Source organism: Streptomyces sp. NPDC002537, from assembly GCF_053594975.1.
Window position 1 is genome coordinate 17,272 of the sequence record NZ_JBSFWT010000075.1, and the last position, 18,319, is coordinate 35,590.

Annotated in this window: 19 protein-coding genes and 1 pseudogene; 13 read left to right on the forward strand and 7 right to left on the reverse strand. The window is 71.0% G+C overall.

Annotated elements, in window-relative coordinates; genetic code table 11:
* Positions 1–5: 5 nt before the first annotated feature.
* The 3 genes and pseudogenes from ACWD4A_RS27385 to ACWD4A_RS27395 all read right to left on the reverse strand — a co-directional run.
* A pseudogene (locus ACWD4A_RS27385) lies at positions 6–257 on the reverse strand (ATP-grasp domain-containing protein); the annotation flags it as partial.
* A gap of 97 nt (positions 258–354) precedes the next feature.
* On the reverse strand, positions 355–978 hold the full coding sequence (locus ACWD4A_RS27390) for a LysE family translocator (protein WP_451197983.1): 624 nt from the start codon (positions 976–978) through the stop codon (positions 355–357).
* A gap of 54 nt (positions 979–1,032) precedes the next feature.
* Positions 1,033–1,272 carry a hypothetical protein gene (locus tag ACWD4A_RS27395; protein ID WP_451197984.1) on the reverse strand — a complete coding sequence of 80 codons (240 nt, stop codon included), beginning with the start codon at positions 1,270–1,272 and terminating at the stop codon, positions 1,033–1,035.
* 215 nt (positions 1,273–1,487) lie between these two features.
* On the opposite strand from ACWD4A_RS27395, the gene ACWD4A_RS27400 reads away from it, so the two are divergent.
* From ACWD4A_RS27400 to ACWD4A_RS27420, 5 genes are all read left to right on the forward strand, one after another.
* Positions 1,488–1,631 (forward strand): hypothetical protein, encoded by a 144-nt coding sequence (locus ACWD4A_RS27400; RefSeq protein WP_451197985.1) that lies wholly within the window; start codon positions 1,488–1,490, stop codon positions 1,629–1,631.
* A gap of 34 nt (positions 1,632–1,665) precedes the next feature.
* A complete protein-coding gene (locus ACWD4A_RS27405; RefSeq protein ID WP_451197987.1) occupies positions 1,666–2,361 on the forward strand; it encodes an alpha/beta hydrolase family protein in 696 nt (231 codons plus the stop codon).
* Between the two features lie 637 nt (positions 2,362–2,998).
* Positions 2,999–4,561 carry an amidase family protein gene (locus ACWD4A_RS27410; RefSeq protein WP_451197988.1) on the forward strand — a complete coding sequence of 521 codons (1,563 nt, stop codon included), beginning with the start codon at positions 2,999–3,001 and terminating at the stop codon, positions 4,559–4,561.
* 109 nt (positions 4,562–4,670) lie between these two features.
* On the forward strand, positions 4,671–6,272 hold the full coding sequence (locus tag ACWD4A_RS27415) for a carboxylesterase/lipase family protein (protein WP_451197990.1): 1,602 nt from the start codon (positions 4,671–4,673) through the stop codon (positions 6,270–6,272).
* 848 nt (positions 6,273–7,120) lie between these two features.
* Positions 7,121–8,014: an FAH family protein gene (locus tag ACWD4A_RS27420; protein WP_451197991.1), complete on the forward strand. Its 894-nt coding sequence runs from the start codon at positions 7,121–7,123 to the stop codon at positions 8,012–8,014.
* A 23-nt stretch (positions 8,015–8,037) separates the two neighbouring features.
* Here the strand turns inward: ACWD4A_RS27420 and ACWD4A_RS27425 are convergent, their stop codons facing one another.
* Complete coding sequence (locus ACWD4A_RS27425; RefSeq protein ID WP_451197993.1) at positions 8,038–8,385, reverse strand: ArsR/SmtB family transcription factor; 348 nt, start codon at positions 8,383–8,385, stop codon at positions 8,038–8,040.
* 151 nt (positions 8,386–8,536) lie between these two features.
* Here ACWD4A_RS27425 and ACWD4A_RS27430 point away from each other — a divergent pair, with 151 nt between their 5' ends.
* Positions 8,537–9,976 carry an MFS transporter gene (locus ACWD4A_RS27430; RefSeq protein WP_451197994.1) on the forward strand — a complete coding sequence of 480 codons (1,440 nt, stop codon included), beginning with the start codon at positions 8,537–8,539 and terminating at the stop codon, positions 9,974–9,976.
* Positions 9,977–10,106: 130 nt separating this feature from the next.
* Here ACWD4A_RS27430 and ACWD4A_RS27435 read toward each other — a convergent pair whose 3' ends face one another.
* The gene (locus tag ACWD4A_RS27435) at positions 10,107–10,469 is read right to left on the reverse strand and encodes an STAS domain-containing protein (RefSeq protein ID WP_451197995.1); all 363 of its coding nucleotides are present in this window, start codon (positions 10,467–10,469) and stop codon (positions 10,107–10,109) included.
* Between the two features lie 486 nt (positions 10,470–10,955).
* Here ACWD4A_RS27435 and ACWD4A_RS27440 point away from each other — a divergent pair, with 486 nt between their 5' ends.
* From ACWD4A_RS27440 to ACWD4A_RS27460, 5 genes are all read left to right on the forward strand, one after another.
* Positions 10,956–11,120 (forward strand): hypothetical protein, encoded by a 165-nt coding sequence (locus tag ACWD4A_RS27440; protein ID WP_451197997.1) that lies wholly within the window; start codon positions 10,956–10,958, stop codon positions 11,118–11,120.
* Between the two features lie 10 nt (positions 11,121–11,130).
* Positions 11,131–11,424 (forward strand): Dabb family protein, encoded by a 294-nt coding sequence (locus ACWD4A_RS27445; protein WP_451197998.1) that lies wholly within the window; start codon positions 11,131–11,133, stop codon positions 11,422–11,424.
* A 165-nt stretch (positions 11,425–11,589) separates the two neighbouring features.
* Entirely contained in the window at positions 11,590–12,567 is a 978-nt protein-coding gene (locus tag ACWD4A_RS27450) for an RNA polymerase sigma factor SigF (protein WP_451198000.1), read from the forward strand.
* A gap of 196 nt (positions 12,568–12,763) precedes the next feature.
* A complete protein-coding gene (locus ACWD4A_RS27455) occupies positions 12,764–13,597 on the forward strand; it encodes an RNA polymerase sigma factor SigF (RefSeq protein WP_451198001.1) in 834 nt (277 codons plus the stop codon).
* A 104-nt stretch (positions 13,598–13,701) separates the two neighbouring features.
* A complete protein-coding gene (locus ACWD4A_RS27460) occupies positions 13,702–14,607 on the forward strand; it encodes a hypothetical protein (protein ID WP_451198002.1) in 906 nt (301 codons plus the stop codon).
* 13 nt (positions 14,608–14,620) lie between these two features.
* Here the strand turns inward: ACWD4A_RS27460 and ACWD4A_RS27465 are convergent, their stop codons facing one another.
* The gene (locus tag ACWD4A_RS27465) at positions 14,621–14,839 is read right to left on the reverse strand and encodes a hypothetical protein (protein ID WP_451198003.1); all 219 of its coding nucleotides are present in this window, start codon (positions 14,837–14,839) and stop codon (positions 14,621–14,623) included.
* Positions 14,840–15,042: 203 nt separating this feature from the next.
* On the opposite strand from ACWD4A_RS27465, the gene ACWD4A_RS27470 reads away from it, so the two are divergent.
* Both ACWD4A_RS27470 and ACWD4A_RS27475 read left to right on the forward strand, forming a co-directional pair.
* Positions 15,043–15,498: a MarR family winged helix-turn-helix transcriptional regulator gene (locus ACWD4A_RS27470; protein WP_451198005.1), complete on the forward strand. Its 456-nt coding sequence runs from the start codon at positions 15,043–15,045 to the stop codon at positions 15,496–15,498.
* Positions 15,499–15,558: 60 nt separating this feature from the next.
* Positions 15,559–17,205 carry an MDR family MFS transporter gene (locus ACWD4A_RS27475; protein ID WP_451198007.1) on the forward strand — a complete coding sequence of 549 codons (1,647 nt, stop codon included), beginning with the start codon at positions 15,559–15,561 and terminating at the stop codon, positions 17,203–17,205.
* Positions 17,206–17,377: 172 nt separating this feature from the next.
* Here the strand turns inward: ACWD4A_RS27475 and ACWD4A_RS27480 are convergent, their stop codons facing one another.
* Positions 17,378–18,151, reverse strand: coding sequence for a TetR/AcrR family transcriptional regulator (locus ACWD4A_RS27480; RefSeq protein ID WP_451198008.1), 774 nt, complete (start codon positions 18,149–18,151; stop codon positions 17,378–17,380).
* Positions 18,152–18,319 lie beyond the last annotated feature (168 nt).

An 18,319-nucleotide genomic window follows, 5' to 3' on the forward strand; every position in this document is an offset into this window, starting at 1 on the left:
CACGGCGGCACGGTCAGCATCATGCGGGCCAGGTCGAGGCCGAAGGCGCGGCGCACCAGCTCCGGCAGGGCGTGCCCGCCGAGGCGCGCGTGCGACTCCAGCACGCGCGGGCCGTCCGGGGTGAGGACGAACTCGCTGTGCGAGGGCCCCTCGATGAGCCCGACGGCGTCGAGGAGCCGTACGGTCAGCGCGCGCAGCTCCGGCAGCCACGGGACGGCGACGCGGCTGGGGGTGGACACCGCCCACTCCACGTTACGCGAAACATCGGTTGTCTCCGCTGGCCGTAGTGCAAACGGATAGAAAGGCAGGAAGGGCGCGCCCGCACGGCGCTACTGCCGTGCGGGCGGCGGGACTTCAGGTGGTGGCGACGCGTATGGAGATGCCCGCGAGCATCGTGCCCATCACATAGCGCTGCATCCGCAGCCACCGCGGGCGCTGCTTGAGAAACCCGGCGATCGAGCCGGCGGTCAGGGCGATCAGCCCGTTGACCGTGATCGCGATGCCGATCTGGGTGAGCCCGAGGAGCAGGCTCTGCAGCGGCACATGGCCCTTGCCGGGGTCGACGAACTGCGGCAGCACCGAGATGTAGAGGATGGCGATCTTGGGGTTGAGGAGGTTGGTGACCAGCCCCATGGTGAAGAGCTTGCGCGGCGGGTCCGGCGGCAGGGGCTTGGGGGCGAAGGCGGAGACCCCGCCGGGCCTGAGGGCGTTCCAGGCCAGGTAGGCGAGGTAGACGGCGCCCGCCAGCTTGACCGTGGTGTAGACGGCGGGCACCAGGCTGAAGAGGGTGGCGATGCCCGCGATCGCGGCCAGGAGATAGACGAGGAACCCGGCGGCGACGCCCAGCAGGGAGACCATTCCGGCCTTGCGCCCCTGGGTCACCGATCTCGACACCAGGTACATCATGTTGGGGCCGGGGGTGAGGACCATACCGAGGGCGACGGCCGCCATGCCGATGAACGCGTGCAGGCTGATCATGCAGTTCCTTTCCCGGGCCGGTGACGGAAGTCCCCGGTCACCCGTGCGACCCGCTCATTCAACCTCAGTGCATTCCAGGGCGAATTGGTCGGCAGTGGCCAGAATGGACTTCTCCACCTCGCGTGTTGTGCCGCCCCGGAAACGGAACCGGGCGCCCACGTGCTCGTAGCCGCCGACCTTCGGCATCACATAGCCGGCCTGCGGCACCACCTGCGCGTAGAGCGCGGTGCCCGCGGCGTCCTCCTCCGCCTCGCCCCGGGTGCGCTGCCAGAGCGATCGGAAGATCGCCTTCATCCCCGGTCACCAGTCGCGCCGCACGGCCGCCCTCGTGATCCAGGACCCGGGTATCGTCCAGTACCTGCTGAAACACTTCGAGTACGTATGGGAACGCGCGAAACCCATGCAGGAGGAGAGCAATGTGCAGGGCCTGCGCGGCTCCGAGGTGCTCACCCACGCGACCCGGCGGGCGGTGCTCGAACTCGTCGTCCGGGGTCATCAGCACCCGGGCGGTGTCCGCCCACGTCAAGAAGGCCGCCGACATGCTGGGCAGCCGGGGCCGCGCCCAGCTCGGCTATCTCATCGCCCGCGCCGGCCTGCTGGACGACGCGGGCATCCCCGTGCCGGAACGGCACGACGGACTTTCCGCCGCATGACGCCCTACGGACCGATCAGAGCAAGGAGCCACCCGTGACCCCCGAGTCCCGTCGCCTGCCGAACGGCCAGGCCGTCGACATCCACCGCCCCGGCACCGCGGGCCCCCACCCCACCGTGCTGTTCTGGCACGGCGTCGGCCCGGACGAACGAGCGGTCCTCCGGCCCGTGGCCGAGGCGATCTCCTCGGCCGGTGCCGTCGTACTGGTGCCGGACTGGCGTTCCGACGAGCCGGACCGCGGCCGGGCGCACCTGCTGGCCTCCCTGGAGCACGCACGCCGGGAGGCCGTCGGCAGCCCCCTCGTCGTCGCGGGCTGGTCCGGGGGCGCGGGCGCGGCGGTGGGCCTGGCGACCCGGCCCGACCTCTTCGACGGCTGGCGCCCCCACGCCGTCGTCGGCATCGCGGGCCGCTACGACTGGCCCGCCCGCACCACGGGTTCGGCCCCGCTCGACGACCTGGCGGCACGGCTCGCCGCCCCGGTACCGGTACGGCTGGTGCACGGCACGGAGGACGTCCCGATGGACGTCCGCTACTCCCGCGAGTTCGCGGCCGCCCTCAACGGCCACGGCTGGCCGGTGGACCTGGAGGAGCCGGTGAGCGACCACGCGGGCGTCATCATGGGCGAGTTCGACCCTTCGGCGGGGCACATCGTGCCGAGCGCCTTGCCGTCGGCGGTGGCGGGCGGCAAGGCGACGGTGGCGGCCGTACTGGGTGCCTGCGGCCTCCTGTGAGCACGCGGCCTTCTGCCGCCCCTGGCCTCTGGCGGACGATGTGCGCACCGGACTGCGCACTGCCCGGTGCGCTACGGTGGAACCGCACCCTGCGATACGGGTGCGGAGTCCGCCGTCAAGGGCGTGATGACGGACCCCGAAGAGGAACAACTGCCGTTGTCCCCGCCAGGTCCTTCCCGGCGGGGGCTACAGCTTGTGCCTCACCTCCAGCCACCACCGGACAACCGCACTCGCGATCGCCGAAACAACGGCGATCACCAGGCGGAGCGCCCAGCGGAGACCGGCCCTGAGGAGGGCACAGTCGTTCGTCTTCTTACGGTGACGACCCATCGTCGCGCCGTTCTTCCGGGTGGGCGTAGCCCACGATGGTCGAGCTCCCGGATTTCGGAGAGCCCGGCCATGGGCGCGGCCGGTCCCGGCGTGCCGAGGGCCGCGCCCCAGTCGGACTCACCGCAGGGGTGACCGACCTGTCGCGAGCATCCCGGACCAGCACGTCTGGGTGTCACTGCCCGAACCCTATCGGCTCGGATGGGCCTTTGAGGGACCTCTTCACCCAATCGCATGTGCACACCCGCCAGTTGAAGGCGCCTCGCCGCCCCCTTGTGCCGCCTCGGCCGCCTGTAGTCCGCTACCCCCCATGAGGAAGAGAAGCGTTGTCGCGCTGATCGCCGCCCTGGCCGCGGGGTCCCTTCTGACAGGTGCGCCGGATCCGCGTGCGGAAGCCGCCGGAACCGGCGCCGGAACCAACCCCGGCGGTGCGCCGCCGGGGTCGGGGGTCGATCTCGACACGGTGACGATCCCGGAGTTGCAGGCGCGCATGGCGGACGGTTCGCTGACCTCGTCGGCGCTGGTCTCCGCCTACCTGTGGCGGATCAGGACCGTCGACCCCCGGATCCACGCGGTGCTGCGCACCGACCCGACCGCCCCGCGCCAGGCGGCCGCCAGCGACGCCAGGCATCGGCACGGCCGCTCCCGTGGCCCGCTCGACGGTATCCCCGTCCTGCTCAAGGACAACGTGAACACCCGCGACATGCCGACGACGGCCGGGTCGACGGCACTGGCCGGCAGCCCGCCGGACACCGACGCCGCCCTGGTGACCCGGCTGCGGGAGGCGGGGGCGGTGATACTCGGCAAGACGAACCTGTCCGAGTGGGCCAACTTCCGGGCGGCGAAGCCGACATCAGGGTGGTCGGCGGTGGGCGGACAGACCCGCAACCCGTACGTGCTGGACCGGAATCCGTGCGGGTCGTCCTCCGGTTCGGCCGCCGCGCTCGCCGCGTCGCTGTCGCAGGTGGCGATCGGCACCGAGACGGACGGCTCCATCGTGTGCCCGGCCGGGATGAACGGGGTGGTCGGCCTCAAGCCCGGTCTCGGGCGGGTCGCCCAGGCCGGTGTGGTGCCGATCTCCGCCGAGCAGGACACCGCGGGACCCCTGGCCCGTAACGTCACCGACGCCGCGCTCACCTTCGCGGTGATCAGCGGCGGCGACACCCCACGCCCAGGCGGCCTGCGCGGCAAACGGATCGGCCTGTGGCGGCTGCCTGCGCTCGGCCCCGAGGTGGACGCCCTGATGACCCGTACGGCGGAGAAACTGCGCACCGCGGGAGCCGAGGTCGTCGAGGTGACGCCCCCGTACCAGAAGCGGCTCGCCGAACTCGAATTCCCGGCGCTGCTCAGCGAGTTCCACCGGGACATCGACGCCTACCTCGCCACCCGCCACGGGCCCCGGAACCTGGCCGAGCTGATCGGGTTCAACCGCACCCACCCCGCGGAGCGGACCTGCTTCGCCGGTCAGGAGCTGTTCGAACAGGCCCTCGCCGCACCCCCCGTCACCGACCCCGGATACCGGGCCGGACGCGCCGAGCTGAAGGACCTCTCCCGGCGCTCCCTGGACGAGACCATGGCCGCCCACCGGCTGGACGCCATCGCCGCGCCGACGAACCCGCCCGCCTGGACGACCGACTGCGCACGGGGCGACAACGACGTGATCCCGTCCTCCACCCCCGCGGCCGTGGCCGGGTACCCGTCGTTGTCGGTCCCCGCCGGATCGGTGGACGGGCTGCCCGTCGGCCTGCTCCTGATGACCGGCGACCACCGGGACACCGCGCTCCTGTCCCTGGGAGGCGCGGTGGAGCACCGGCTGAACGCCTGGCGGGCACCGCGCTACCTGCCGTCGCTGGGGTCCGGCACCTCCCGGTGACCGGCCCGGCACCCGAGCGGCAGCGCCCGGGGGGCGCCCCGCGCATGCCTCGCATACGGTGACATCCATGGGTTCCGCCGACTCCGTGTGACGTCTCTCAGGAGGCACCGTGCCGCCACCGGCGAGGTCGAGGTTCGTCCGGCTGCTCGCTACGGCGGGCATGCTGGTGACGGTTGTCGCGGGCTGCGCCCCGCCGGGGGACGAGGCCGGCACGGACGACGACGGGCATGTCGTGACCGTGGGATCGGGACGGCTGCGCGGGTCGCTCCGCGACGGCTACCGGCTGTTCCAGGGCATCCCGTACGCCGCGCCGCCCACCGGCGAACGCCGGTGGCGGGCCCCGGAGCGGCCCGCCGCGTGGCAGGGCGTCCGGGACGCGACCGTACCGGGCTCGCCGTGCCCCCAGCCGGGGGTGGCGGGAGCGGCCGTCACGGGCCGGGAGGACTGCCTCTTCCTGAACGTATGGGCACCGGAACGGCGCGCCGGGGAGCGGCCACCGGTCATGGTGTGGCTCCACGGCGGCTCCCTGAGCTGGGGCAGCGGCGACGCGTATCCCGCGCAGCGGCTCGCCACACGGGGCGGCATCGTCGTCGTCACCATCAACTACCGGCTGGGCGCCCTCGGTTATCTGGCCCACCCCGCGCTCGCGAACGGCAGCAGGGAGGCCGGGAACTACGGCCTCATGGACCAGCAGGCGGCGCTGCGCTGGGTGAAGGACAACGTCGCCGCGTTCGGCGGCGACCCGGCCAAGGTGACCGTCGCGGGCGCCTCGGCGGGCGCGGCGTCCGTCTGCGCGCTGCTCAACTCCCCCGCTTCCCACGGCCTGTTCCGTGCCGCGATCCTGGAGAGCGGCCCGTGCGGCGGCGGCCGGGAGGTCGGCGCCGCCGAGGAGGCCGGTACGGTCTTCGCCGCGTCGCTCGGCTGCTTCGTCGAGGCCACAGCCGCCGACTGCCTGCGCACCCTGCCCGCGAGCGCCCTGGTCGGCCCGCCGAAACGGGGCGGCAGGAGCGTCTCCCCGCTCCCGGCCGCCCCCGCCGCCCCGGTGACCACACTGTCGTACGGCACGGGCCTGCTGCCCGGCCCCGCCATCGGCGCCCCGGCCGTCAAGGTGCCCGTCCTCAGCGGCACCAACCACGACGAGGTCACGTACGGACTGGCCGGGAAGGTCCTCCCGCAGGACTTCGTGCCGGGCCTGGAGGCCCGGTACGGCGCCAAGGCCGCGGCCGCGGCCCGCGCGTACCCGGCGGGCAGCCACGACGGCGACACCGGACTCGCCTACGGGCACGCCGTCACCGACGGCGACTACGCCTGCCGGGCCCGCCATATGAACCGCGCGTTCTCACCGCACATGCCGCTGTACGCCTACGAGTTCGCCGACCCGTCCCCCGTCGCGTGGTCGGGCGTCCAACGACTCTTCGGCGCGAAGGACGTACGCGCCGCACACGCGACCGAACTGCCCTACCTCTTCGACTTCCCCGGCGTCACCTTCACCGAGAAACAGCGGAAGCTCTCGGAACGGATGATCGCCTACTGGAGCTCTTTCGTCTCCACCCTCGACCCGAACGGCAAGGGCCGCGCCCACTGGTACCCGTACCGCAACCCCACGGACAGCTACCTCTCCCTGCGCCCCACGGGAAGCATCACGACCAACGCCTTCGGGACGGACCACCACTGCGGCTTCTGGCAGCCGATCGTGACGGGGAAGCCATAGATTCACCCAACTCGTGGTCCAAACACCGCTATTGTGACCGGTGGCGCACCTGGTGCGCCTCCCTCCATGGATTTCGACGTCCGGGCCCCACGCCATCGGGGCCCGGCCCGAACCAAAGGAGAGCCGCCGAGCCGGGACCTTCGGCGGCGCGTCCGGAGGGAGGCGCCGATGGGGCGTCACCGGAAGAAGCCGCTTCACGCACGGATCGCCGCGGTGATCCGCGAATTCGGGAGGTGGTTGTGCGGCCGGTGACCCGGCGATCCCCATATCCGGTGGGGACCGACGGGTAGGCCGTTTCCGGTAGGGCCCTCGTCGCGGATTAGCCGTCCGTGGCGGGGGCCCCTCTTGTGCGGCTGGTGACCCGGCGATCCCCAGTAACGGTGGGGACCGACGGGTAGGCCGTTTCCGGTAGGGCCCTCGTCGCGGATTAGCAGTCCGTGGCGGGACCTTCTTGCTCGGCCGGTGACCCGCCGATCCCCAAACCAGGTGGGGACCGACGCCCAACAATCTCCAGCCGAATATCAAGCTAGCAAACCCCCGGCGACCGCCGCACCCCTTCCAGGCGCCGCAACCCCCTCCATCATGGTGAGCCGGGTCGTCGGCTCGTGTCCACCGCAGGGCGGCCCGGCAGCCCCGACGACCGGACCGGCTGACGCGGAGGGCGAGGGCCCCGACCGTCCGCGAGGCCGTCGAATTCATCAAGACCAACGGCAGGCCTGCCCTCGTCGAGATCCTCATGGAATAGTCGGCCGCAAAAACCCGGGGGCGGGCGGGAACCCCCGGCTCCGGAACCACCGACCCCACCGGCTCCCACGGGAGTTCACGACATCCTTGGAGGGCGTTCCGCCGTGACACAGTTCTTCGCATGCACGTACCAGGGCGAGCGGCTCATCGGCTTCGACGAGCCCGCCGACGGAGCACCGCTGCACCTCTACCGCGCGGGTGACGACCACGGCGCGGCGCTCGCGGCCGCCGGCTACGACGCCGCCGCGTTCGCCGACGCCGTCAAGGCCGGCGGACCTGCCGTCACCGTGCCCGCGGACCGCCGCCACGAGATACGCCACCTGCCCCCGCTGCTCCCCGCCGAGTTGGGAAACGCACTGGTCAGCGGGTTTATGCAGACCCACAACGTCAAGGTGTCCGACGAGGCCGGGGCGGACGGCGAACGCCCGCAGCCCAACTGGTTCTTCAAGGGCCTCGGCACCTCCCTCCGGGTCACCGGTGACGACCTGACCGTCCCCGCCGCGGCCGTCGCCGTGTGCGAGGAGGCGGAGGTCGTCCTGATCTACGTCGACGACGAGCGGGGCACCCCCCGCTACGTGGGCCACACCTTCGGCAACGACCTCACCGACATCGGGCGGTTCAAGCGGAACAACGGCCACCTCTCGTACGCCAAGCTGTGCGACGCGGCCGTCTCCCCCTGGTTCTTCACCGGTGAGCCGCCGCGCTCCGTGACCGGCAAGGTGTCGGTCGAGCGCGACGGAACGACCGCCTGGGAGGGCGGCTTCACCACCGGCACCGACGCCCTCGCCTACCGGCTCGACGGCATGACGGAGCACCTCTTCTCCTACCCGGCGCTGCACCACCCCGGCCGGGTGCACTACGTCTTCATCGGCGCCGACCGCAGCAGCTTCCACGCGGGCTTCCGGATCGAGCACGGCGACCGGCTCACCATCGACGTCACCAGCCACGGCGTCACCCTGACCAACACCATCACCTGGGACGGCGCCGTCCATCGCTGAGCCCGCTCTTCCCGCTGCTACCGCTATCCCCGCTCTTCCCGCAGGACGAGGTCCAGCAGTCCCGGGAAGCGCTCCTCGAACTCGGTCCGGCGCAGCCGGTTGATCCTCTTGGCGCCCGCGTCGCGCTGCTCGATGAGCCCCGCGGAGCGCAGCACCGCGAAGTGATGGCTCAGCGCGGCCTTGCGGACCGGCACATCGAAGCTGCCGCAGGTGCGCTCCCAGTCCTCGCTGCCCGCCAACTCCCGTACGAGCATGAGCCGTACGGGGTCCGAGAGTGCGGCCAGCGCGGCCTCCAAGGCCACGTCCCGGGGATGGACGTGCTCCGGTGGCGTGCGATGCGGCGCCGACGCCGCGACGTTTTCCCTGGTCATAACGGCCTTCCTGACGAGCGATTGCAAAGTGTTCGATGTTCTGCGTACAGTCTACTTGTTCGCCTCGCGTCGAACAGTCTATTCGAGTCATGCGCCTCCGGCTCCCCGTCGGCCCCGACTTCCCTCACCCTTTCCGACCCTAGGAACAGGCATGCCCCAGAGTGAACCCGGTACCGCGCAAAGGAAGCTGTCGCTGCTCGCGGCCTGCCTCGGGGTCGTCGTCGTCATCCTCGATGTCAGCGTGGTCAACGTCGCCACCGACGCCCTGAGCAAGGACTTCGGCGGCAGCCTCTCCGGGCTGGAGTGGGTGATCAACGGCTACACCCTCACCTTCGCCGCGTTCCTGCTGTCCACCGGTTCGCTGGGCGACCGCTTCGACCCGAAGCGGATCTACCAGGTGGGCTTCGCGCTCTTCGCCGTGGCGTCCTTCGCCTGCGGCGCCTCCACCACACTGGTCGCGCTGATCGTCTCCCGGGTGATCCAGGGCCTGGGCGCGGCGATGATCGTCCCGTCCTCGCTGTCGATCGTGAACAAGTCGTTCCCCGACGCCACCGAGCGCGCCAAGGCCGTGAGCCTGTGGGCCGCCGCCGGCGGTCTCACCCTCGCCCTCGGTCCCGTGGTCGGCGGCATCCTCATCGACCAGCTCGGCTGGCGGTCGATCTTCTTCGTGAACGTCCCGATCGCGGTCGCCGGCATCTGGCTGACCCAGGCCAACGCCCCCGGCACCGTCCGGGACGCGAACGCCCCGCGCCGCTCCTTCGACCTGCTCGGTCAGGCGCTGGCCGTCATCGCCCTCAGCACCTTCACCGCCGCCGTCATCGAGGCCAACAGCCAGGGCTGGGGCTCCGCCTTCGTCGTCACGTCCCTGGTGGTCTTCGTCGTCGCGGCCATCGCCTTCATCACCGCGGAGAAGCGCAGCAGTGCCCCGATGCTGCCGCTGCACCTCTTCAGCCGCAAGGCGTTCGCCTCGACCTCGCTCATCGGTTTCCTCGTCAACTTCGCCTTCTACGGCCTGATCTTCGTCTTCAGCCTGTTCTTCCAGTCCGCCTGGAAGTACTCGCCGATCGTCGCCGGTCTCGCGTTCCTCCCGATGACCGTCACGATCATGATCGCCAACCTGGCCTGCGGCCCGCTCGCCAAGAAGTACGGTGCCCGCGCCGTCCTCGTCACCGGCAGCTCGCTGGCCGCGCTGGGCTACCTCGGCACCCTCACGGCCGTGCACTCCGGCTCGTACCACGCGATCGTCGCCCAGTTCCTGGTGGCGGGCTTCGGCATCGGCCTGGTCGTCCCGACCATGACCAACGCGATGCTCTCCGCGGTCGACTCCGGCAACATCGGCATCGCCTCCGGCGTCCTCAACGCCTCGCGCCAGCTGGGCGGTCTGATCGGTGTCGCGATCATGGGCCTGATCGTCGGCGACGCCAAGTCCGACACGTTCACCTCCGGGCTGCAGTCGGCTCTGGGGTGGGCGGTGGCGGCGCTGGTCGCTTGCGCGTTGCTGAGCGCCTTCGGCATCCACCGGGCCGTGAAGGCCGCCGCCTCCACGGCCGTTCCGGCCACGGCCCCGAAGACCGCCGTCCCGGCGAAGTAACCCTCCACGAAGGCGGGCCTTCCCGAACCGGGGGAGACCGCCCGGACCCCCAGCTCCCTCCGGGAGCGTCCTCAACCGCCGGACGGGCCGATCTCAGCCCGCCCGGCCGGCCTGGGATTTCCGGCCGTTCCTACGCCGGGACGCTGCCGTCCTCCGGCCAGCCGGTCGGCAGGTCGTCGACGAAAGTGAAGGCCGATTCGAGACCCGCGAGCCGGATCACCTTCGCCACGCGCGGCTCGGCCCGCACGATCCGCAGCCGGCCGCCACGGGCGAGCAGTCTCCGACGCGCCCTCAACAGGAGGCGCAGGCCGCTCGCGTCGAGGAAGGTGACGCGGCGGAGGTCGATGACGATGTCGGCCCGGAAACGTTCCGTCAGGGCGTCCACGCGCTGACAGAGGACCTGGTCCGCCAAGATGTCGATTTCGCCGTGCAGTTCAATGATGACGGCGCCGTAAGCCACGCGCTCCCGCATGGCGAAGGCGGGTTCGTCCACGCCCATGTCGCCCCTCACCGACCTCCCTCTGCCCGCATATGCCGTATGCCTTTCTGGTGCCCCGGCAGTACGTGCTTCTCACCTACGTCGCAGGAACGTGACGGCATCGGAGGGCGAAAGAAAAAGAGGAGAGGTCGGGGGAAGCGGCATCGGGGGGAGAGCCGCTTCCCCCGGCGAGGACACGACCTCCAAGCCCGGGCCGCAAGTCGGGGGGATGACGCGGCCCGGACCCCGCAGTGAGGTCATGTCCCTGGCCCGCCGGATTCCTGCCAGATCCGGGGGCGCACCCCCATCCTCCGCCCCCGACGGAGCGCGACCGGTGGGCGAAGGGCCCGGCCGACCGGGCCTTTGGTCCTTAAAAGTGCCGTGAGGAACCGCCTCGTCAGGGACCTCGACCGCCGCGCGCCGTTCACCTGTTCCAGCATTTCGACCATACGTACGGTTAGACTCTCGCGATTACAGGGACAGCAGGGGAGGCTGTGGGTCGTGGCACAAGCGAAGAAGATCGCGCTCTGGGCCGTCGTCGTCTTTGTGGCATACACGATCATCCACTCCCCGGCGCGGTCGGCCGAACTCGTACAGATAGGGTTCGAGGGCATCTCGGACGCCGCCAAGAGCGTCGGCGAGTTTATGACCCAGCTGATCAAGTAAGGGCAGAACCGTGATCCGTCACCTCGTCCTGTTCAAGCTCAACGACGGCGTCGACCGGAACGACCCGCGCGTCGCCGCCGGCGTCCAGGCGTTCGAGGAGCTCGGCAAGCTCATCCCCGAGCTGCGGTTCTGGGAGTGCGGCTGGAACCTCTCGGACCGCCCGATCGCCTACGACTTCGCCATCAACTCCGCCGTCGACGACGCCGAGGCGCTCCAGCGCTACCTGGACCACCCGGCCCACCAGGCGGGCGTCGCGCAGTGGCGCGAATTCGCCACATGGGTGATCGCCGACTACACGTTCTGAGCCCACCCCGGCCGACCCGCCGGGACCCCGTGCCCACACGGTGCGCAGACCCCCTCGTCACCCCTGACGAGGGGGTCTTTTTGCACCCAACACGACGCCATGCGGTGCTTGCGACATTGCGCATGTCTTGTGATGCTATGACCGCTTTTGCCGGATGAGTTGACCGTGAAGGGTGGCGTGACCGTGTCGGCCCGTACCGTCCCCGAAGCCCCCCTCCAGCGCGATCAGCCGCCCCCCTCGGCACAGGCCCGCACAACCGCCTCCGAAGCCCGTGACGAGGGCTCGGAGGACCTCGCGGCCCCGCCCCCCGACACCGCCGACACCGCCGACACCGCCGACGGTGCCGACGGTGACGGCGACCCCGAGGGCCGGCCCAGGAGCCGCGGCGCGGACGCCAGGGCGCTCACCCAGGTGCTCTTCAAGGAGTTCGTCACCCTGCAGTCCGGCACGCCCGAGCACACACGCGTACGGGCCGCCCTCATCGAGGCCAACCTCCCCCTGGTCCGCTACGCCGCGGCGCGCTTCCGCAGCCGCAACGAGCCCATGGAGGACGTCGTCCAGGTCGGCACCATCGGCCTGATCAACGCCATCGACCGGTTCGACCCCGACCGCGGGGTGCAGTTCCCGACCTTCGCGATGCCCACCGTGGTCGGCGAGATCAAGCGCTACTTCCGCGACAACGTCCGCACCGTGCACGTCCCCCGTCGCCTGCACGAGCTCTGGGTACAGGTCAACGGCGCGAGCGAGGACCTGACGGTGCTGCACGGACGGACGCCCACCACCGCCGAGATCGCCGAGCGGCTGCGCATCCCCGAGGACGAGGTGCTGGCCTGCATCGAGGCCGGCCGCTCGTACCACGCCACCTCGCTGGAGGCCGCGCAGGAGGGCGACGGCCTGCCCGGCCTGCTGGACCGGCTCGGCTACGAGGACCCGGCGCTGGCCGGGGTCGAACACCGGGACCTCGTGCGCCATCTGCTCGTCCAACTGCCGGAGCGCGAGCAGCGCATTCTGCTCCTGCGCTACTACAGCAACCTGACACAGTCACAGATCAGCGCCGAGCTGGGCGTATCCCAGATGCACGTGTCCCGGCTGCTCTCCCGGAGCTTCGCCCGACTGCGTTCCGCAAATCGAATCGACGCGTAATCCTTACGGGTGAAAGCCCGCTGGACGGCCCCGAGGTCAGTGGGCAGATATGTCGACTTGACGCTACAGCGTGTTGCCGACATGTGACATTCTGCTGGAACTGCGTTTGCCACAGCCCGGCCTCCGGTATTCAGGTGGAGGCTGACCCTCGCCCGAGGGAGTTGCTGTGACCCGTCCGCGACCTCAAGGGGGTGGCATGTCCGTAGACCTGGGCAGCGCGAAGGTGCTCGCCAACGACGCACCGCACGCCGTGCTCGACGACTGCGAAGCCATCGACACCCGCACCCTCTCCCGCTCGTTGTTCCTGCGGCTGGCCACGCTCGACCGGGACAGCGCGGAGCGCACCTACGTCCGCGACACCCTCATCGAGCTCAATCTCCCCCTCGTGCGCTACGCCGCGGCCCGCTTCCGCAGCCGCAACGAGCCCATGGAGGACATCGTCCAGGTCGGCACCATCGGCCTGATCAAGGCGATCGACCGTTTCGACTGCGAACGAGGGGTGGAGTTCCCGACCTTCGCGATGCCGACCGTCGTCGGCGAGATCAAGCGGTTCTTCAGGGACACCAGTTGGTCCGTGCGCGTGCCGCGCCGGCTGCAGGAGCTCCGGCTGGCCCTGACCAAGGCCAGCGACGAGCTCGCCCAGAAGCTGGACCGCTCCCCGACCGTCCCCGAACTGGCCCTGTGCCTCGGCGTCTCCGAGGAGGACGTGGTCGACGGCCTGGCGGTCGGCAACGCCTACACGGCCAGCTCGCTGGACTCGCCCTCCCCGGAGGACGACGGCGGCGAGGGCTCGCTGGCCGACCGGCTGGGCTACGAGGACACCGCGCTGGAGGGCGTCGAGTACCGCGAGTCCCTCAAGCCCCTGCTGGCCAAGCTGCCCCCGCGGGAGCGGCAGATCATCATGCTGCGGTTCTTCGCCAACATGACGCAGTCGCAGATCGGCGAGGAGGTCGGCATCTCCCAGATGCACGTCTCCCGGCTGCTGACACGGACGTTGTCACAGCTCCGGGAAGGACTGATCGCGGACTGACCGCGCGGACCGAGGGCGCACCCGCCCGCCGGCCCGGGTCTGGATCAACGGGGGACCCGGCCGCCGATATATACACCTGACGCTGCGTCAGCCACACTGGGGCGATGCGACGGAAGACGCTAGTCTCCGCCTCCGCTTCCGCCGGGGCCGCCGCGCTCGCCCTGGGGGCACTGCTCTCCGGATGCGGTGGCAGCGGCCGTGACGCCTATGTCGCGACGGGGGCCGCCGGACCCGGCTCGTCCCGGTCCGTCGACGGCACCGTCCCGCCCAAGGGCCGGGTGGAACTGCTTCCGCTGGACGGCGGGAGAACCACACCGCCCCCGACCGCCCCTCCGGGCCCCTCGACCCGCACGACGGGTCCCTCGATTCCCTCGACTCCTGCGAGTCCGATTCCCGCGAGGCCCCCGACGATCTCGGCAGGGCCCTCCGATCCGGCTCCCGCCCCCGGGCAGCGCCCCGGCGGTACGGGCAGCGGCTCCCCACCCGTCGAGCCGCGCCCCGGCCCCGGATCCTCCGGTGGACCACAGCTCCCCGGCACCCCGCCCACGCGCCCCGCGGACCCCTCGCCCTCACCCGGCGGCCAGTCGCCGCCCGCGCAGTCGGCGGACCTCCGCGTCGGCACACCGCGGCGCACGCCGGACGCCGAAGGACGGCGGTGGTGCGAACAGGTCACCGTCACCCTCGCCAACGCAGGCAGCCGCCCGGTCACCTCGGGCACCATCACCTTCGGCACCCACATCGTCGACCTGCTCGGCCTCGACTGGGCGACGGTCGCCTCCACGCAGGCACTGCCCGCGCCGATCGACCCGGGCAGGTCGGTGGACGGCGTGTGGACGGTGTGCGTGGACGAGTGGCGGGTGCCGCCGGGCATGCGGGTGGAGACGCGGGACGCCACGGCCAGTTGGTCGGACGCGACACCGTCACCCTCGCAGTCGCCCTCACCGTCGCCGTCCCCCTCGCCCTCGTCCTCAGACACCCGGGGGCAGGGGGCCGGAAGCGGCGGTCGATGACCCGGCCGACGACTCAGCTCAGGGCGAGCCAGGCCGCCCCCGCGATCACCGCGATCGCGACGATCACACCGACGATCATGCCGACCCGCGGGCCGGAGGAGGCGGGCGCCGGAGCCGCGGCACGGGCGGCGCGGCGGCCCCCGGTCGGGCTCTCGTCCACGAAGGCGCGGAACATCTGGGTGCTGCCCGCCGGGTCGTAGCCCTCGGGGTTCTGCTGATGGGGGTTGGCCATAGGCCAGGACCCTAGCGAAGGAGCCCCGCCCCGCGCGCGCCGGGCCACGGACAAACACCGCATCCACCCCTCCCATCTGCCGCTTTACAAGCCCCCAAGGAGAGCTTGGGTCTTCCTTTACCCGCAAACCCCAGATTTCGTTTGCCTTCAGCAACCAAGTTCTGGTCTTATGGTTGCCCTGAGCAACCGAAATGGAGGATCGAGTGGCCGTGCAGGAGCAGTACGAGGAACTCGCCCGCCAGCTCGGGGCCATCGCCGCCGTCCGGCGGGACCTCGGGCGCGCACTCCCCCCGGACTGCTCGCCCGCGTCGGCCATGATGCTCGCGCTGCTCCAGCAGTGCGGCGAGGTCCGCATGAGCAAGCTGGCCGAACTGCTCGCCATCGACATGTCGGTGACGAGCCGCCATGTGGCGTACGCGGTCGAGCGCGGCTGGCTCGACCGGCAGCCCGACCCGCTCGACAAGCGGTCCCGGCTGCTCAGCATCAGCCCTCGGGGGAAGGAGCTGCTGGAGCAGGTGGGCGCCCGGTACAGCAAGGCGCTGGCCGCCGGCCTCAGCGACTGGTCCGACGAGGACCTCGGCCGGCTCATCGAGCTGCTGGCCCGGCTCCGCGAGAGCTTCGGCGCCTGCCGGCCCCGCGCCGTGCAGGCCCAGCCGTAGCCGTCACCCCCCGGGACCCCCGAACCCCACACAAGCAGACCTCGCAAGCGAAGGAATTTCATGGCCAAGACCACACCCGCCGGTGTGGGGAGCGGAAGCACCAAGTCCGGAGACCACATAGGCTCCGACGCCGCCCCCATGACGCATCGACAGATCATGGAGGCGCTGTCCGGGCTGCTGCTCGGCATGTTCGTCGCGATCCTGTCGTCGACGATCGTCTCCAACGCCCTGCCGGAGATCATTCACGATCTGCACGGCAGCCAGTCGTCCCTGACCTGGGTCGTCACCGCCTCGCTGCTCGCGATGACCGCCTCCACCCCGCTGTGGGGCAAGCTCTCCGACCTGTTCAGCAAGAAGCTGCTGGTCCAGATCGCCCTGATCATCTACGTCGGCGGCTCGGTCGTGGCCGGTCTCTCGCAGAACACGGGCACCCTGATCGCCTGCCGTGTCGTCCAGGGCATCGGCGTCGGCGGTCTGTCGGCGCTCGCCCAGATCGTCATGGCGGCGATGATCTCCCCGCGCGAGCGCGGGCGTTACAGCGGCTACCTCGGCGCGACCTTCGCCGTCGCGACCGTCGGCGGCCCGCTGCTCGGCGGCGTCATCACGGACACCGACTGGCTCGGCTGGCGCTGGTGCTTCTACGTGGGCGTACCGTTCGCGATCATCGCGCTGATCGTGCTGCAGAAGACCCTGAAGCTCCCGATCGTGAAGCGGGACGTCAAGGTCGACTGGCTGGGCGCGCTGTTCATCACCGCCTCGGTGACCCTGCTGCTGATCTGGGTGACGCTGGCGGGCAAGAACTACGACTGGATCTCCTGGCAGACCTGGACCATGGTGGGCGGCGCGATCGTGCTCGGCGCGCTCTTCGTCCTCGTCGAGTCCAAGGCCTCGGAACCGATCATTCCGCTGCGGCTGTTCCGCAACAAGACGATCTCCCTGGCCTCGGTCGCGAGCCTCTTCGTCGGCGTCGCGATGTTCAGCGGCACCGTCTTCTTCTCGCAGTACTTCCAGCTCGCCCGCGGCAAGACGCCGACGATGTCCGGTGTGATGACGATCCCGATGATCGGCGGCCTGTTCATCTCGTCGACCGTCTCGGGCCAGATCATCACCAAGACGGGCCGCTGGAAGGCCTGGCTGGTCTCCGGCGGCGTGCTGCTGACGGCGGGCCTGGGCCTGCTCGGCACGATGCGCTACGACACCCCGTACTGGCACCTGGCGATCTACATGGCCCTGGTCGGCCTCGGCATGGGCATGATGATGCAGAACCTGGTGCTCGCCGCACAGAACCAGGTCGCCCCGCAGGACCTCGGTGCCGCGAGCTCCGTCGTCACCTTCTTCCGCTCCCTCGGCGGTGCGGTCGGCGTCTCGGCGCTCGGCGCGGTCTTCGCCAACCGGGTCCCGGACTACGTCAAGGACGGCATCACCGCCCTCGGCCCGAAGGCCGCGGCGGCCCTCGGCAAGGGCGGCTCCGGCGGCGGCATCCCCAAGCTGGCGGACATGCCCGCCCCGATCCGCCAGGTCTTCGAGAGCGCGTACGGGCACGGCGTCGGCGACGTCTTCCTCTACGCGGCGCCCTGCGCGCTGCTGGCCTTCATCGTGACCCTCTTCATCAAGGAGGTCGCGCTGAAGAGCAAGTCCGGTACGCAGGCGGCGGCCTCCGGGTCCACGTCCGCGGCGGACACCGAGCCGGCCCGGCAGGCCGGCTGACACAGACCCCGGCGGCGGGGGCGCGTCCTTGAGCGGAGGCGCGCCCCGGCCGGCGGAAGCCGGGACCGGAACGGCAGACGAGACGGTCCCGGGCATGGGCCCCGGTGGTGGCGCGCGCGAAGGCAGGGGACGGCCTGCGCGCCACCGCCGGGGCCTTCGCCTGTGCCAGGGCTTATGCCGGGGCTGCCCCGACGCGCTCGCGCATGGTCTCGATGCCCGCGATCACCGTGTCCAGGGCGAACGCGAAGTCGCGCTCCCGGCGTTGCGTGAGGGTCAGCCCGCTGCCGACCTGCGCCTCGATCAGCTCGGCGGCCTCCTGGAACGACTCCGCGAAGTTGTCGGTGGACGTGATCCGGCCCATCAGCCGCGCGTAGTACTCGTCCTCGCTCAGCCCCACGGCGCGGCAGCGCTCCTTGAACAGGCTCTCGACGCTGCAGAAGCCGTAGAGGAACTGGAAGACGGCCGCCAGCGCGCCGGTCAGGTGCTCGTGGCCCAGGCCGCTGCGGCGGACGACGGCGAGGGAGGCGTTGGAGAAGTCCATCGAGCGCGGGCCGACGTTGAGGTACTTCCCGAGCAGCTGGCTCACCCACGGATGGCCGGAGAGCATCTTCCGGTACTCCGTGGCGAGGACGCGGAGCTGATCGGTCCAGTCCGCGCTCCCGTCGGACACGTCGGGCACCACCATCACCCGGTGCACCTCGTCCAGGACGATCTCCAGGAGGTCGTCCTTGGTGTCGACGTACCAGTAGACGGACATGGCCGTCACACCGAGGCCCGCGGCCAGCCGCCGCATCGAGAACTTCGCGAGGCCCTCGGCGTCCAGCAGCCGGATGCTCTCGGCGACGATGCGTTCCAGGTCGAGCGCGCCGCCGTCGGACTCCGCCTTGCGCTTCGGAACCGGTTTCCCGGCCAACCAGACGCTGGCCTGGGGGGTGTCGCTCGCCATGCGGCGCTCTCCCTCTTCGATGGGTGTTTCGTACCGAGCGTATGCCCTGGCCGGGCGGGCTTTCGGGGGTGCGCTGCCCGTCCGTTGCCGGGTGCGGCACCGTCGCCGCCTGCGGCGGGGGCGGCCTGCGGCCGCGTCCTCAAACGCCGGACGGGCTGGATTTTCAGC

Excerpts from the sequence above, each read along its gene's own strand:
- ACWD4A_RS27390 (WP_451197983.1), bottom strand. The coding sequence starts at position 978 with ATGATCAGCCTGCACGCGTTCATCGGCATGGCGGCCGTCGCCCTCGGT.
- ACWD4A_RS27480 (WP_451198008.1), bottom strand. The coding sequence starts at position 18,151 with ATGGCGAGCGACACCCCCCAGGCCAGCGTCTGGTTGGCCGGGAAACCG.
- ACWD4A_RS27425 (WP_451197993.1), bottom strand. The coding sequence starts at position 8,385 with ATGACCAGGGAAAACGTCGCGGCGTCGGCGCCGCATCGCACGCCACCG.
- ACWD4A_RS27460 (WP_451198002.1), top strand. The coding sequence starts at position 13,702 with ATGCGACGGAAGACGCTAGTCTCCGCCTCCGCTTCCGCCGGGGCCGCC.
- ACWD4A_RS27475 (WP_451198007.1), top strand. The coding sequence starts at position 15,559 with ATGGCCAAGACCACACCCGCCGGTGTGGGGAGCGGAAGCACCAAGTCC.
- ACWD4A_RS27410 (WP_451197988.1), top strand. The coding sequence starts at position 2,999 with ATGAGGAAGAGAAGCGTTGTCGCGCTGATCGCCGCCCTGGCCGCGGGG.
- ACWD4A_RS27430 (WP_451197994.1), top strand. The coding sequence starts at position 8,537 with ATGCCCCAGAGTGAACCCGGTACCGCGCAAAGGAAGCTGTCGCTGCTC.
- ACWD4A_RS27465 (WP_451198003.1), bottom strand. The coding sequence starts at position 14,839 with ATGGCCAACCCCCATCAGCAGAACCCCGAGGGCTACGACCCGGCGGGC.
- ACWD4A_RS27455 (WP_451198001.1), top strand. The coding sequence starts at position 12,764 with ATGTCCGTAGACCTGGGCAGCGCGAAGGTGCTCGCCAACGACGCACCG.
- ACWD4A_RS27395 (WP_451197984.1), bottom strand. The coding sequence starts at position 1,272 with ATGAAGGCGATCTTCCGATCGCTCTGGCAGCGCACCCGGGGCGAGGCG.